Origin of the sequence: Sulfitobacter sediminis (assembly GCF_040811725.1) — a bacterium.
Lineage (GTDB): Bacteria > Pseudomonadota > Alphaproteobacteria > Rhodobacterales > Rhodobacteraceae > Sulfitobacter > Sulfitobacter sediminis.
The window spans coordinates 93,264-107,647 of record NZ_JBFNXX010000010.1 but is presented as its reverse complement, the minus strand read 5'-3'; the positions used below and the strand labels follow the sequence as shown (position 1 = coordinate 107,647).

Genomic DNA, 14,384 nt, shown 5'->3' with positions numbered 1-14,384 from the left:
GCATATTGCAGTGCATTTCATTCCTCAAACATCATGCTGTGGTCTTGCCCGCGCGGGCACTCAGTGGGCGAGCGTCCCGACGTAGGCGCCTGCGGCAAGCGCGAAGGCAATGGTCGCGACGTAAAGCACGCGATCCCAGTTGAGATCCATCAGCAGGCTGAGACCGCGATATGAACTTTGAATGGCTTGCATGTGCCCGTCCTCAAATTGATGCGATCAGGCTAGCCATGGTTTCCGGCACGATTTTGACGAAATGTGGCGATTTTGGGGCATTTCGCCTTTTGCCACGCATTTCTGCAAGCCGCTCACGCTTTACGGGCAGAACAGATCGTTCCCCAGCGCAAAAACCATCAACGACAGCACCAGCGCCAGTCCGACAGACATCAGCACCCGCAGCGCCTTGTCGCTGGGCGGTTTTCCGGCAACCGCCTCGTAGGCGTAGAAGGTCAGATGTCCCCCATCGAGCGCGGGCACCGGGAAGAGGTTCAGCAGACCCACGGCCGTGCTCAGCACCGCAATGAAGTAGATGAAGGACTGCGCCCCCTGGCTTGCCATGGCGCCCGAGGCCTGGGCGATGCCGACCGGTCCGCTGAGGTTGCAGGTCGAGATATTGCCGATGATCATCTCGCGCAGGCCCGAGATGGAGCCGGTGATGATCCGCCAGGTGTTCTCAACCCCGCCGACAAGCGCCTCTCCGATGCCCGGCGTCTCCGTGGCGGGCTCGAAAGCCATACCGCCGGCGATGCCGATCCGAAGGGAGCGCTGGAACGACCCGTCAGGCTGCGGCTCGTCCACGACCTTGGGGGCCATGGTGAAATCAAGCGTCTCGCCGTCACGCCACACCTGCAACGCAAGCGGCGCGCCTTCCGATCCCTCGACCGTTTCCTTGAGTTCCGAGAAGGCAAAGATATCCTCGCCATTGATCGCCGTGATCACATCGCCCACCCGCAGACCGGCATCAATCGCCGCGGATTGCGGCACCAGTTGCAAGGCGATCGGTGGCAGGAAGAACGGGCCCTCAACCGACATTGCGCGACCGTCGCGCAAGACGTCGTAGGTCAGCGTCGGCTGCTTGGGCAACTCCTGAAGGAAGGTTGCGTATTCCGCGGTATCCTCCGGGATTTCCTTGCCGTTGATCCCGGTGATCTCATCGCCGGGTTGCAGCCCTTCGAAAGAAACCGGCAACGGGCGCATTTCGCCCACCGTCAGCGGCTCGCGCGGGACACCGGAGGTAAAGACGACGGCGAAGAAGATCAGGATAGACATCGCGAAGTTGAAGGCAGGACCCGCCGCCACGGTCAGCGCGCGTGCCCAGAGCGGCGCGCCGTGCATGGTGTGCCGCAGCGCCTCGGGGTCATTCGCCACGGCGGCCATCGCCGCCTCGTCCTTGCCGGAGGCCGCATTCGCATCGCCTGCAAATTTCACGTAGCCGCCGAAGGGCAAAGCTGCGAGCTGCCATTTGGTGCCGTGCCTGTCATGACCGGACCACAGCACCGGACCGAAGCCGATGCTGAAAACATCCGCCTTGATGCCGCACCAGCGCCCGACAATGTAATGACCGTATTCATGCACCGCCACGATCACCGACAGGGCGATGATGAAGGCGATCAAAGTCCAGATCACACCGCCGAATTGCGGCACAAGTCCTAGAATATCCAAAACGTCATCCTGCTCTCTTGGCGATGGCGGCTTGAGCCGCCTTACGTGCCAGATGGTCCACTTGCAGCACGTTATCAAGGGTCATGGTGTCAGCAATATGGCCATCTGACGCGCTCATCCGTGCCATTGCGTCCTCGACCACATGGGCCATGTCCGTGAAACCGATCTGCCCCGCGATGAAGCCGTCAAGTGCCGTTTCCTTGGCCGCGTTGAAGACCGCGCCCATCATGCCGCCCGCCTGCATCGCCTCGCGCGCCAGCCGCAGGGCGGGCCAGCGGACCTCGTCCGGGGCGCGGAATTCGAAGGTGCCGATGGCGGCGAGGTCGAGCCGCTCGACCGGCAGCGCGCGGCGTTCGGGATGATGGAGCGCAAAGCCGATGGCATGGCGCATGTCGGGCGGGCCGACGTGGGCCATGAGCGCGCCGTCATTGAACCCGACAAGGGCATGGATCATCGACTGGGGGTGTACCAGCACCTCGATCTGATCGGGGGCGACGCCAAAGAACTCATGGGTTTCAATAACTTCCATGGCCTTGTTGAACATGGAGGCCGAGTCGATGGTGATCCGCTGGCCCATGTCCCAGTTGGGGTGGCTCGAGGCTTCGGCCAGGGTCGCCTGGGCCAGCTTTTCAATCGGCCAGTCACGGAAGGCACCGCCGCTGGCGGTAATCACGATCCGCTCGACGCTGGCCATGTCCTCGCCGATGAGCGCCTGGAAAATCGCGGAATGCTCGCTGTCGACGGGGAGAATCTGCGTGCCATGTGCCCTGGCCGTCCGCAAAACCAGCTCGCCCGCGCAAACAAGGGATTCCTTGTTGGCGAGCGCCAGCGTGGTCCCCTGCTCCAGTGCCGCCAGTCCCGGTGCCAGCCCGGCCGCGCCGACGATGGCGGACATGATCCAGTCGGCTGGCCTGCTGGCCGCCTCGATCAGGGCTTGTGTGCCGGCCGCAGCCTCGACTTCCGTGCCCGCAAGGGCCGCGCGCAGATCGTCCAGCAGGTCCTCGCGTGCCGTGACCGCCAGATTGGCTCTGAGCCGCACCGCGTCTTCGGCAAGTTGTGCGATGTTGCCCGCGCCCGTGAGGGCCACGACGTCATATTCCTCGGGCGCGCGCGCGATGAGGTCGATGGTATTCTGCCCGATGGAGCCGGTTGCCCCAAGGATCGTCACTTTCCGCATGGGGCGGCCTATCCCAGACCGGGCGGAAAGCCGATGAACTGGCCGATCACCAGCAGGAAAAGCGACGCGCCCAGCATCCCGTCGAAACGGTCCATCAGCCCGCCGTGGCCGGGGATCAGGTTCGAGCTGTCCTTGACCCCCATCTTCCGCTTCATGCCGGATTCCGCGATATCACCCATCTGCGAGGCCATCGAGACCGCGATGGAAATGCCCATCAGCTGCAGACCGATGCCGGAGTTGATCGAGAAAAGCAGCCCGACCAGCGCCGCACCGACCCAGCCCGAGGCAGTACCGGCCCAGGTCTTCTTGGGGCTGACGCGGGGCCAGAACTTGGGTCCGCCAATCATGCGGCCCGCGAAGTAGCCCACCACATCCGTCACAACGACGACCATTACCAGCCACAGCAACCAGCCAAAGCCCATGTCGTCGCGCACCTGCATCATGCCGTAGCCCGCCAACAGGATCAGTACCGTAAAGGCCATGTAAATCGTCCGGTTCCGCTCAAGCTGCCCAAAGCCCACCAGCGCCGGGGCCAGCAGGATCGGCAGCGCGAAACCGACAGGCAAATAGATCGCGAGGAACACGGCCGCCCCGGTCAGCGCCCCCAGTTGCAGCTGCGCATGGCGCACGCCGGGGCGCAGCATCCCCACCAGCTCCCAGACCATCAGCCCGCAGATGAGCGCCACCAGCAGGTGAAACACATGGCCGCCCAGCCAAATGCCGATCAGGCCGATCACGACCATCGCCGCCCCTGCGCCCATACGGGCATTGAGGTCAGACCATTGTTCCGAAGGTGCCTTCATCCGTTCCGTCTCAAGCCTTTACGGCGCCGAAGCGCCGGTCGCGCCCGCCGTAGGAGGCGCAGAGTTCGCCGAACTCGGCCCGGGTGAAGTCGGGCCAGAGCGTGTCGATGAATTCGTACTCCGAATAGGCCGATTGCCAAAGCAGGAAATTGGAAATCCGGGCCTCGCCGCTGGTGCGGATCACCAGGTCAGGATCGGGCAAAACACAGGTATCAAGGTATCTTGGCAGCGTTTCTTCATCCACGCTGTCCGGGTCCAGCTTGCCGCTTGCCACGTCTTGCGCCAGCCGGTGGGTGGCGCGCGCCACCTCGTCCCGCCCGCCGTAGTTGATCGCGATGGTAAGGTTCACGGTGCTGTTGTGCGCGGTCGCCTCTTCCAGCTCGTTCATCAGGCTGATGAGCTTGGCGTCCAGCCGCACCCGGTCGCCGATGAAGCGGACGCGCACACCGCGCTCACGCAGATGCCGCGTTTCCTTGGTGATGTAGCGGCGAAAGAGGCTCATCAGCCCTGCCACCTCGGCCTGGGTGCGTTTCCAGTTCTCCGTCGAGAAGGCAAAGATAGTAAGGTATTCGACCCCGAAATCCGGGCAGGCCTCGACGATCTCGCGCACGCGCTTGGCCCCGGCATGGTGCCCGAAGAGCCGCGGCCGCCCGCGCTGGGTGGCCCACCGCCCGTTGCCGTCCATGATGATGGCCACGTGCCGCGGGCCCGTCGGGGGCGTATCGGGGCTCGGGATCGGATCGGGAATGGCGCTCATGTCGGATCTGCCTCGGCTTTGTTCGTTCTCATTCTGCCTCAGGATCGTGGCCCGAGAATGGCAAAAGCCCTCCGGCGGGAGGGCTTTTTGCTGTTCAGACCTGCATGATCTCGCCTTGCTTGGTCTCAAGCTGCTCGTCAATCAGCGCGATGTACTTGTTGGTCAGATCCTGCATCTCGTTCTCCCAGAACTTCTGGTCGTCCTCGGACATGCCGTCCGCCTTGCCCTTCTTGATCTGGTCCATCCCGTCGCGGCGGATGTTGCGGACCGAAACGCGCGCGCTTTCGGCGTATTGGCCTGCGACCTTGGTCAGCTCGCGGCGGCGTTCCTCGTTAAGCTCGGGGATCGGAAGCATGATGATCGTGCCATTGAGCTGGGGGTTGATCCCCAGACCGCTTTCGCGGATCGCCTTTTCCACCTTGCCCACCAGCGCCTTGTCCCAGACGTTGATCGTCACCATCCGCGGCTCGGGCACGTTGACCGTACCCACCTGGTTGATCGGGGTCATGGCACCATATGCATCCACCATCACCGGCTCCAGCATCGATGCCGAGGCACGTCCGGTGCGCAGGGAGGCGAATTCCGTCCGCAAAGAGCTGATTGCGCCTTTCATACGGCGCTCAAGATCGTCGGTGTCGAGAATAAAGTCGTCTGACATGGGATCTCCGAATGCAAAGGGGCCTTTTCTGTTGCGCCGATATAACGTGATGCGCGCGGCATTGTAAGCCCGCGAAGCGCGTTCCGGCAAAAGCGTTTCTCAGGCAGGAAATTGCGCAACAGCGAATATCCCTCCATCGCAAGACCTGCGGCCGACCGTATGGTCAAATGCTGAAGGCGAGCCTAACGCGCCTGTCTCCAAGTGGCCGCTGCCGAGGCTCTGCTCCGCATTTCGTGCGCACCTCCGTTGAAGCGCCGGTTCCGGAACGCGGTGCTGACGTCTGCCAGACCTTCAGCTCTGGTTGGAAACCGAGGGCCCAGCACGGAGTCACCCCTGAACGCGGGTCGAGGTCCCGTGCCCGGACAGGATGCCCTTGAACCCGCCCGGCTCGTCCAGCGAGAAGACGATGATCGGCAGGTTGTTGTCCCGCGCCAGCGCGATGGCGGAGGCATCCATCACCCCCAACCGCTTGGCCAGCACGTCGTCGTAGGTCACCGTCTCGTAGCGTTTCGCATCCGGGTATTTTGCCGGGTCCTTGTCATAGACGCCATCGACCTTCGTGCCCTTGAAGATCGCCTCGCAGTTCATCTCGTTCGCGCGCAGCGTGGCGGCGGTGTCGGTGGTGAAATAGGGATTGCCCGTTCCGGCGGCGAAGATGCAGATCCGTTTCTTTTCGAGGTGGCGCACGGCGCGGCGGCGGATATAGGGCTCGGCCACCTCGTTCATGGTGATGGCCGAAATCACCCGTGTATGAATGCCCAACTGCTCCAGCGCCGACTGCATGGCCAGCGCGTTCATCACTGTGGCCAGCATCCCCATGTAGTCGGCCGTCGTCCGCTCCATCCCCTGGGCTGATCCTTGAAGCCCGCGGAAGATATTGCCGCCGCCGATCACCATGCAGATCTCGACGCCCAGGTCATGCACGCTTTTGACCTCGCGCGCGATCCGCTCGACCGTGGGCGGATGCAGGCCAAAGCCCTGGTCCCCCATCAGCGCCTCCCCGGATATCTTCAGCATCACGCGTTTGAAGGTCACTTTCGGGGTATCTAGGGACATGGGCGCAGCTTTCCGGGGCATGGGATTACATTCGCTCGCAAAATGTCGCAAATACCGGCAAGGTTCAATGCGCGGCAGGGCGGGTCGGAAAAGAAATGCCAAAATCCCAGAGCATGGCGGAAGCGCTGCGGGAAGTCCCCGCAGACCGGCATGTGCTGGTTGCCGGACCGACCGCCTCGGGCAAATCCGCGCTGGCGCTTGAGATCGCCGAACGGCAGGGCGGCACCATCGTCAATGCCGATGCCAGTCAGGTCTATGGGTGCTGGCGGGTGATCACCGCCCGTCCTTCGCCCGAGGAAGAGGCACGCGCGCCGCACGCTCTCTACGGCCATGTCGCGGCGACCGCGCCCTATTCCACCGGACACTGGCTGCGCGAGGTCGCGGCACTGCTGCAAGAAGGCAGTAGGCTGATCATCGTGGGCGGTACGGGGCTCTACTTCCGCGCGCTGACCGAGGGGCTGGCCGAGATACCGCCGACACCCGCCGAGATACGGGCAGAGGGGGACAGGATAGACCTGCCCACCCTGCTGTCACAGCTTGACGCCGGAACGCGAGACCGGATCGACACGCAGAACCGCGCCCGCGTGCAGCGCGCGTGGGAGGTTTTGAAGGCAACGGGCAAGGGTCTTGCCGCTTGGCAGGACGACACCGGTGCCCCGCTGCTGCCGCTTTCGAAAACCCATCCGGTCGTCTTTGATGTCGCCAAGGACTGGCTGAACGCCCGTATCGCAGGCCGCTTCGACCAGATGATCGCGGAGGGCGCGCTGGACGAGGTCGCGGCACAGCGGGCGGTCTATGACCCCTCCCTGCCCGCGCATCGCGCCATCGGCGTGCCCGAGTTGATGGCGCACCTCAAGGGCGAGATGACCCTCGACGCGGCGCGAGAGGCCGCGATCATCGCCACGCGCCAGTTTGCCAAGCGCCAACGCACCTGGATGCGCAGCAAGATGGCGGGCTGGCACCGCGTTCGCCCGGATTGATTATTTTCAAAATCCTATCATTCTGTCCGGTTTTTGCAGTTTTCACGACCAGTTTTTGCACTTAAAGAACAACCCATGCAAACACCCCCGCAAGACATCCAGATCCGCAACCTCGCACGGTTCTCGCAAGGGCAGGACTGGCGCGTGCGGCTTCTGCACGACCGGCCCCATCACCTTTTGCTCTGGATCACCCGAGGCCAGGGACGGATCATCCTCGATGGCCTGAGGCGGGGTACCGGCGCGCACAACGCGATCTTCGTTCCGGCGGGCCATCCCTTTGCGCTCGATCTTGGACGCCAGAGCACGGGGCTCGCGGTGGTTCTGCCGCAGGAGGTGCCGCTGCACCTGCCCCAGATCCCCCGGCACCTGCGCATCCGCGACGTCCAGACCCAGACCGAGCTGACCGGCCTGATCGAGGCCGCAGCGCGCGAGGATACGGCGAAACGCCCGCTTGTGAACGATGCGCTTGAGGCGCATGCGGCGCTGATCTCGGTCTGGCTGCGCCGCCAGATCCTGTCCGACGAACATATCCCCGAAAAGCGCAACGCGGCGGCACGGCTCAGCAAGCGTTTCTGCGATATGCTGCCGACGCGATATCGCTCGGGGGATACGATGGCCGATTACGCGGCCGATCTTGGCGTGACCCCCACGCATCTGACGCGCGCGGTGAAATCCGCCACCGGCAAGACCGCCGCCGACCTTCTGACAGAGCGTGTCCTGCACGAGGCCCGGCGACTGCTGGCCGACACGTCGGAGCCCGCACAGCGGATCGCCGCCTATCTGGGGATCGGCTCTGCCGCCTATTTCACCCGCTTCATCCAGCACCACACCGGGGCCACGCCCAGCAAATCGCGCGGCACCTGATCCTAACCGCCGCCCTTCAAGCGACGCCGGTCATGTCGTTTTTTGCCAAGTCCTTTGTCGCAAAAAGCACCTCATGAGACGGTCGAAGTCATTGACCTGCGAAGGCAAGTCGTGCCTCATAGTCCCCAGGGATCGCAGCACGCCAACGATACGAGCGTCACAGGACGCCGCCTCGCGTTTGCTCGGAAGGGGGACACTTCAACGACAAACCTTTGATCCCGCGCGGATGGCCGTTGGCCGTTCCCGCACGCACAACGGCCAATGGCCGACAAGACTCCGGTGGGGAAAACCCCGCCGCGCCACCAACAGGGGCACCACATGGGAATATTCATCTTGCGTCGCCTGGGCGTGATGTTGCTGACGGCACTTTGCCTGACGTTCATCGTGTTCTGGCTGACCAACCTCTATCCAAACCTCGAAAAACTGGCCAAGACCCAGGGCAATTTCCGCATGTCGGACGAGGCCGTCGCCTCCTACCTCGGGGATCGCGGCTACCTGCAGCCGATGCCGGTCAAATTCGGCCAATGGCTGGGCGTGCTGCCCGGTTGGGTGACCGAAAAGGAGGACGGCAAGGTCTTTGGCCGTTGCTTTGCCGAAGGCACGCCGGAAGAAGAACGTCCCACCCGCTGCGGGGTGATCCAGGGAGACTGGGGGTTTTCGACGGTCTTCAAGGACGAGGTCGGCGCGACGGTGGCGACAAGGCTGGCGCTGACGGGCAAGCTGATGCTCTGCGTGTTGCTACTGATGGTGCCCTCGGCGCTGATTGTCGGGGTGCTGGCGGGCATGCGCGAAGGCTCGAAACTGGACCGCTCGCTCTCAACCTTCTCCATCGCGACAACGGCAACGCCTGAATACGTCTCGGGCGTGATTTTCATCGCGGTGCTCGCCTCGTCGAAGTTCGGCATCTCGCCGCTTCTGGCCGAATGGGGCTGGATCGACGGCAAGACGCTGTTCCTGGGCTCGGCGACCTCGGCGATGGACGACGCGAACTTCTGGAATTTCTTCCTGCCGGTGCTGACGATCTCGCTCTATGGCATGGGCTACATTGCACGGATGACCCGCGCCTCCATGGCCGAAGTGATGACCGCGCAATATATCCGCACGGCGCGGCTGAAGGGCGTGAAATTCTCGGAAATTGTTCTGAAACATGCGCTCAGGAACGCGCTGATCGCGCCCTTCACGGTGATCATGCTGCAGATTCCGTGGCTCCTGAACGGCGTGGTGATCGTCGAGACGCTCTTCAACTACAAGGGTTTCGGCTGGCTGCTGGTGCAGGCGGCGTCAAACAACGACATCGAACTGCTGCTGGCGGTTTCGGTCGTCTCGGTGGTGGTGGTGCTGGTGACACAGCTGATCTCGGACATCGGCTATGTCTATCTCAATCCCCGCATTCGGATTTCGTAAGGAGGCTCTGACATGGAACCATTGACATGGACGGGCTCCCTTTCGGGATTGAACATCGTCTTCTACATCGTGATCGGCCTGCTGGCGATTACCATCGCGCTGTCGATCCTCGCCTCGCTTGCGCCCTCTTCCGGATCGAGGGCCATAGGCGCTGACGGCACGCTGGCCGCGGAAAAAGGGGCCAGCGGCTTCATCAACATGATCACGGGCTACCTTTTCTACGCCGCGCTTGCGCTGATCCTCGTCTACCTCGTCGGCGGGATTTTCATGGGCACGGGTGCCGGGATCTTCGGCGGCATGGCGCAGCGGTTCCTGCCGGTCTGGATCGCGCTGATCGTGACCTTCGCGTTGTCGATCAGCTACAAGCGCAAGCTTGGGCTTTACGGCAAGCTTTTCGACAGCACTGTTGGCATGATCGGTTTCGCCATCGTGATGTTCTGGGTCTACACCGGCATCTTCGGCGGGCTTTTCGACTTGATCGTCACCCACGACAGTCTGAGCCAGGTCTCGGGGATGAAGAACAAGGAACCTGGCACGCCGCTGCGCGGGGCCGAGGAAGGTGACTACCAGTGGTTCCTGCTGGGCGGCGACAACCTTGCGCGCGACGTCTTTTCGCGGCTTGTGAAGGGCTCCTGGGTGGTGGTTCAGATCGCGCCCCTGGCCACGCTTTTCGCCTTCATGGTGGGGATCACGCTGGGCCTGCCCGCGGGATACTACGGCGGCAAGCTCGACACGATCCTGAGTTTCCTGGCGAACCTCATTCTCGCCTTCCCGGTGATCCTGCTGTTCTACCTACTGGTGACGCCCGAGATCGTGCTGACAGGCATCCCGAACTACATGGCGCTGTTCCTCTTCGTCTTTCCCATCGTATTCGTGGCGATCCTGCTGAACTCGCGCTTCTACACGCAGCCTTCGGTGCGCACGCCTTTGCTGATCTTCGTCATCGGGGTGCTGGGATGGCTCTACCTTTCGATGGTCAGCTCGAACGGCACCATCGTCTCGACCGACAGCTACACGATCCCGGGTATACCTGCGATGCTTGACGGTTTCGACATCGACCCCGGCATCCTCGTGGTCTTCGTCTCGGTGGTCTTCGTGAACTCGCCCACGGTCTTCCGGATCGTACGCGGCCTCGCGCTCGACATCAAGACGCGCGACTACGTGGCCGCCGCCCAGACGCGGGGCGAAGGGCCCTGGTACATCATGCTGTGGGAAATCCTGCCCAACGCGCGGGGGCCGCTGATCGTCGATTTCTGCCTGCGGATCGGCTATACCACGATCCTTCTGGGAACCCTGGGCTTCTTCGGGCTGGGGCTTGAATCGGAAAGCCCCGACTGGGGATCGACGATCAACGCAGGGCGGCGGCTGCTGTCGCTTTATCCGCATGCGGCGATTGCGCCGGCGCTGGCGTTGCTGAGCCTCGTGCTGGGGCTGAACCTGCTGGCGGACGGGCTGCGTGAGGAGTCGTTGCGCGACTGATATGTGGGTGTTGTTCGGGGGCTCTGCCCCCGGACCCCCGGAATTGTATTTTGAAAGATGAAGCTGGACCGGGTCCGCCATCTTTCGATTGGGAGAATGAAATGGTCAAAGAGGCGTATAACGGCCCCATTCTAGAGATCGACAAGCTGTCGATTTCGTTCTTCACGCGGCTCCGGGAAATCCCCGCCGTGATGGATTTTTCCGTCACCGTGCAGCCGGGTGAAGCGGTGGGCCTTGTGGGTGAATCGGGCTGCGGCAAATCCACCGTGGCGCTGGGGGTGATGCAGGACCTCGGCAAGAACGGGCGCATCGTCGGCGGGTCGATCAAATTCAAGGGACGTGACCTGGGCACAATGTCCGACGAAGAGCTGCGCGACATACGCGGCTCCGAGATCGCGATGATCTACCAGGAGCCCATGGCCTCGCTCAACCCGGCGATGAAGATCGGCAAACAGCTGATGGAAGTGCCGATGATCCACCAGGGGATGAGCGAGAAGGAAGCCTATGACCGCGCGCTGCAGGTGGTGACGGACGTGAAGCTGCCCGACCCCAAACGCATCCTCAGCGCCTTTCCGCACCAGCTTTCGGGCGGCCAGCAGCAGCGCATCGTCATCGCCATGGCGCTGATGTCCGAGCCGTCCCTGCTGATCCTCGATGAACCCACCACGGCGCTTGACGTGACGGTCGAGGCGGCGGTCGTGGAACTGGTGAAGGATCTGGGCAAGAAATACGGCACCTCGATGCTGTTCATCAGCCACAATCTCGGGCTGGTGCTTGAGACCTGCGACCGGATCTGCGTGATGTACTCGGGCGAGGCGGTCGAGCGTGGTTCCATCGAGGATGTCTTCAACGAGATGCAGCATCCCTATACGCAGGCGCTCTTCCGTTCGATCCCCCTGCCGGGTGCGGACAAGAACGCACGCCCGCTGATCGCGATCCCGGGCAACTTCCCCCTGCCCCACGAGCGCCCGTCGGGCTGCAACTTCGGCCCGCGCTGCGATTACTTCGAGGCCGGGCGCTGTGACCTCACCGATATTGCCATGGCGCCGGTGCCGGGCAACGACCGGCACCACACCCGCTGCCTACGGTTCAAGGAGATCGACTGGAGCGCGCCGCCGCAGGTCGGCGAGATAAAGACCAAGGGCGAGATCGGCGATGTGGTTCTCAAGATGGAGAAGCTCAAGAAATACTACCAGGTCGCGGCCAACGCCATGTTCGGCGGCGGCGACACCAAGGTCGTCAAGGCCAACGAGGAACTCACCTTCGAGGCGAGGGAATCAGAGACGCTGGCCATCGTGGGCGAGTCGGGCTGTGGCAAATCCACTTTCGCCAAGGTGCTCATGGGGCTGGAGACGGCGACGGACGGCCATGTGTTGCTGGACAACCAGGACATCGGCGGCGTGCCCATCGAGGAGCGGACGACCAAGAACGTGGCTGACGTGCAGATGGTCTTTCAGAACCCCTTCGATACGCTCAACCCGTCGATGACGGTGGGTCGCCAGATCATCCGGGCGCTGGAGATCTTCAAGGTCGGCAAGAACGAGGCGGAGCGCAAGCAGCGGATGCTTGAACTGCTGGACCTGGTGAAGCTGCCCCGCGAATTCGCGAACCGCATGCCGCGCCAGCTGTCGGGCGGGCAGAAACAGCGCGTGGGCATCGCCCGTGCCTTTGCCGGAGACGCGCGCATCGTGGTGGCGGACGAGCCCGTCTCGGCGCTCGATGTGTCGGTGCAGGCGGCGGTGACGGACCTGCTGATGGAAATCCAGCGCGAGCAGAAGACGACGCTGCTGTTCATCTCGCATGACCTCAGCATCGTGCGTTACCTCAGCGATCGGGTCATGGTCATGTACCTTGGCCATGTGGTCGAACTGGGCGATACCGAGCAGGTCTTCGCCCCGCCCTATCATCCCTATACCGAGGCGCTGCTGTCGGCGGTGCCCATCGCCGATACCTCGGTCAAGAAAAAGCACATCGTGCTGGAGGGCGACATCCCTTCGGCCATGAACCCGCCGCCGGGCTGCCCCTTCCAGACGCGCTGCCGCTGGAAATCGGAGGTGCCGGGTGCGCTTTGCGAAAAGGAAGTGCCGCCGATGCGGACAATGGGCGGCGGTCACCAGATCAAGTGCCACCTGAGCGACGAGAAGCTGGCCGAGATGGAGCCGGTGATCGAGGTGGGCGTTGCCGCCGAGTAACCGACCAACGAAAAACGCGGCCCCCGGGAGGGGACCGCGTCCTTTTGCCTTGATCCGGGTCAGCGGTTGATCGAACCGACCCCCACGAGGTTCAGATCGGCAAACTCTTCTGCGACGTTCTGGGCGAATGCCACAACCATCGCGTTGTAGAAATCCGTGAGCGAGGGCGAGATCGCGGTGTAGCCTGGAGGCACGGCACCGTCAGCGGCAACCGCCTTGATGGCCACGGGGAAGCTTTGCGCGCCATTGCCGCTTTCGGTCTCGATGGAAACCACGCCTTCCAGCTCATTGAATTCCTTGCTGTCGGGCAGCACCGTGTCACCGTTCAGCGCAACCTTGCGGATGTCGACACGGATGATCGGATCGGCACCGTCATCGCTTTGCGGCACGAGGTCAGCGATTGCCAGCGCGATGTCGCTGGTGATCTCGGGGAACATCTCCTGCGCGTTGGTGTCCTGCGCCGCGTCATATGACGCGCTGACGTCGATCTCGGAGACCAGCGGCATTTCCTTGGCCCCGACGGCACCGCTCAGCGCGATCAGGCTCACGGTTGTGGCAAGGGTCAGCTTCTTCATCGTTTTGAACATTTTCATGCTCCTTTCCTGTCAATGTTCCGGGGCGGGAAGGCCGCGCCGGTGGATTGGCAGGAGAACGGGATGACCCCGAAACCGGTTCCCCGGCAAGGGTCCGGCCGGGGCATGATTTCGGCGGTATGCCGCCGAATACCGAAAATTATGTATGTATTAAAGGGGCTTACTGACCGCCGATGATACGCACGTAATTGCGCGTCTCCTTGTAGGGCGGCACGCCCCCGTGCTTTTTCACCGCACCCGGACCCGCGTTATAGGCCGCCAGCGCCAGCCGCCAGGTGCCGAAGGTCCGGTATTGCTGCTTGAGATAGCGCGCGCCGCCATCGAGGTTCTGCTGCGGATCCGTCGGATCAACCCGCAAGAGCCTTGCGGTCTCGGGCATCAGCTGCGCGAGGCCAATCGCACCCTTGTGAGAGACCGCTCCGGGGTTCCAGTTGCTTTCCTGCTGGACCAGCCGCAGGAAGAGGTCGACCGGCACGCCGTGGCGCGTCGCCGCCTGTTTCGCCATGGCAAGGAACTGGCCGCGGTATTTGCCGGTATAGCGCGGCGTCTGCCACTTGCTGGGCGTATTGACCGACGGGGGCTGAAGCCGGACCGAAGCCGAATATTGCTTGGAAGCGCGGTTATCGAGAATTTTGGCCTGCGACTTGAAGATCGCCTTGCGGTTCTTGGAGGAAAACACATCCGCCGACACCGGGGCGACCGCGCCCAAAGTCAGCCCAAGGGCCGCAAGCCCTGCCAGAACACCCGATCTCAGCATCCTCT

14 protein-coding genes are annotated in these 14,384 nt (G+C 63.0%); 5 read left to right on the top strand and 9 right to left on the bottom strand.

What is annotated here, in order from left to right; all coding sequences use genetic code 11:
• Window positions 1–60 precede the first annotated feature (60 nt).
• The 7 genes from AB2B41_RS14100 to pyrH form a co-directional block, all read right to left on the bottom strand.
• Window positions 61–192 (bottom strand): hypothetical protein, encoded by a 132-nt coding sequence (locus AB2B41_RS14100; protein WP_367878446.1) that lies wholly within the window; start codon window positions 190–192, stop codon window positions 61–63.
• A 120-nt stretch (window positions 193–312) separates the two neighbouring features.
• Entirely contained in the window at window positions 313–1,659 is a 1,347-nt protein-coding gene (gene rseP, locus AB2B41_RS14095; protein WP_367878445.1) for an RIP metalloprotease RseP, read from the bottom strand.
• A 4-nt stretch (window positions 1,660–1,663) separates the two neighbouring features.
• Window positions 1,664–2,836, bottom strand: a complete 1,173-nt coding sequence (dxr, locus tag AB2B41_RS14090; RefSeq protein ID WP_367878444.1) for a 1-deoxy-D-xylulose-5-phosphate reductoisomerase — start codon at window positions 2,834–2,836, stop codon at window positions 1,664–1,666.
• A gap of 8 nt (window positions 2,837–2,844) precedes the next feature.
• The gene (locus tag AB2B41_RS14085) at window positions 2,845–3,639 is read right to left on the bottom strand and encodes a phosphatidate cytidylyltransferase (protein WP_367878443.1); all 795 of its coding nucleotides are present in this window, start codon (window positions 3,637–3,639) and stop codon (window positions 2,845–2,847) included.
• A 10-nt stretch (window positions 3,640–3,649) separates the two neighbouring features.
• Entirely contained in the window at window positions 3,650–4,396 is a 747-nt protein-coding gene (gene uppS / locus AB2B41_RS14080; RefSeq protein WP_367878442.1) for a polyprenyl diphosphate synthase, read from the bottom strand.
• 94 nt (window positions 4,397–4,490) lie between these two features.
• On the bottom strand, window positions 4,491–5,054 hold the full coding sequence (gene frr, locus AB2B41_RS14075) for a ribosome recycling factor (RefSeq protein WP_367878441.1): 564 nt from the start codon (window positions 5,052–5,054) through the stop codon (window positions 4,491–4,493).
• 327 nt (window positions 5,055–5,381) lie between these two features.
• Window positions 5,382–6,110, bottom strand: a complete 729-nt coding sequence (gene pyrH, locus AB2B41_RS14070) for a UMP kinase (RefSeq protein WP_367878440.1) — start codon at window positions 6,108–6,110, stop codon at window positions 5,382–5,384.
• A 95-nt stretch (window positions 6,111–6,205) separates the two neighbouring features.
• On the opposite strand from pyrH, the gene miaA reads away from it, so the two are divergent.
• The 5 genes from miaA (at window position 6,206) to AB2B41_RS14045 (ending at window position 13,029) form a co-directional block, all read left to right on the top strand.
• Window positions 6,206–7,090: a tRNA (adenosine(37)-N6)-dimethylallyltransferase MiaA gene (gene miaA, locus AB2B41_RS14065; protein WP_367878439.1), complete on the top strand. Its 885-nt coding sequence runs from the start codon at window positions 6,206–6,208 to the stop codon at window positions 7,088–7,090.
• A 75-nt stretch (window positions 7,091–7,165) separates the two neighbouring features.
• Window positions 7,166–7,954 carry a helix-turn-helix domain-containing protein gene (locus AB2B41_RS14060; RefSeq protein WP_367878438.1) on the top strand — a complete coding sequence of 263 codons (789 nt, stop codon included), beginning with the start codon at window positions 7,166–7,168 and terminating at the stop codon, window positions 7,952–7,954.
• A gap of 318 nt (window positions 7,955–8,272) precedes the next feature.
• Complete coding sequence (locus tag AB2B41_RS14055) at window positions 8,273–9,358, top strand: ABC transporter permease (RefSeq protein ID WP_367878437.1); 1,086 nt, start codon at window positions 8,273–8,275, stop codon at window positions 9,356–9,358.
• Window positions 9,359–9,625: 267 nt separating this feature from the next.
• Window positions 9,626–10,837: an ABC transporter permease gene (locus AB2B41_RS14050; protein WP_420014301.1), complete on the top strand. Its 1,212-nt coding sequence runs from the start codon at window positions 9,626–9,628 to the stop codon at window positions 10,835–10,837.
• Between the two features lie 101 nt (window positions 10,838–10,938).
• Entirely contained in the window at window positions 10,939–13,029 is a 2,091-nt protein-coding gene (locus tag AB2B41_RS14045) for a dipeptide ABC transporter ATP-binding protein (protein WP_367878435.1), read from the top strand.
• Window positions 13,030–13,088: 59 nt separating this feature from the next.
• Here the strand turns inward: AB2B41_RS14045 and AB2B41_RS14040 are convergent, their stop codons facing one another.
• Window positions 13,089–13,622 (bottom strand): hypothetical protein, encoded by a 534-nt coding sequence (locus AB2B41_RS14040; protein WP_367878434.1) that lies wholly within the window; start codon window positions 13,620–13,622, stop codon window positions 13,089–13,091.
• 160 nt (window positions 13,623–13,782) lie between these two features.
• Window positions 13,783–14,379: a lytic transglycosylase domain-containing protein gene (locus tag AB2B41_RS14035; RefSeq protein ID WP_367878433.1), complete on the bottom strand. Its 597-nt coding sequence runs from the start codon at window positions 14,377–14,379 to the stop codon at window positions 13,783–13,785.
• Window positions 14,380–14,384 lie beyond the last annotated feature (5 nt).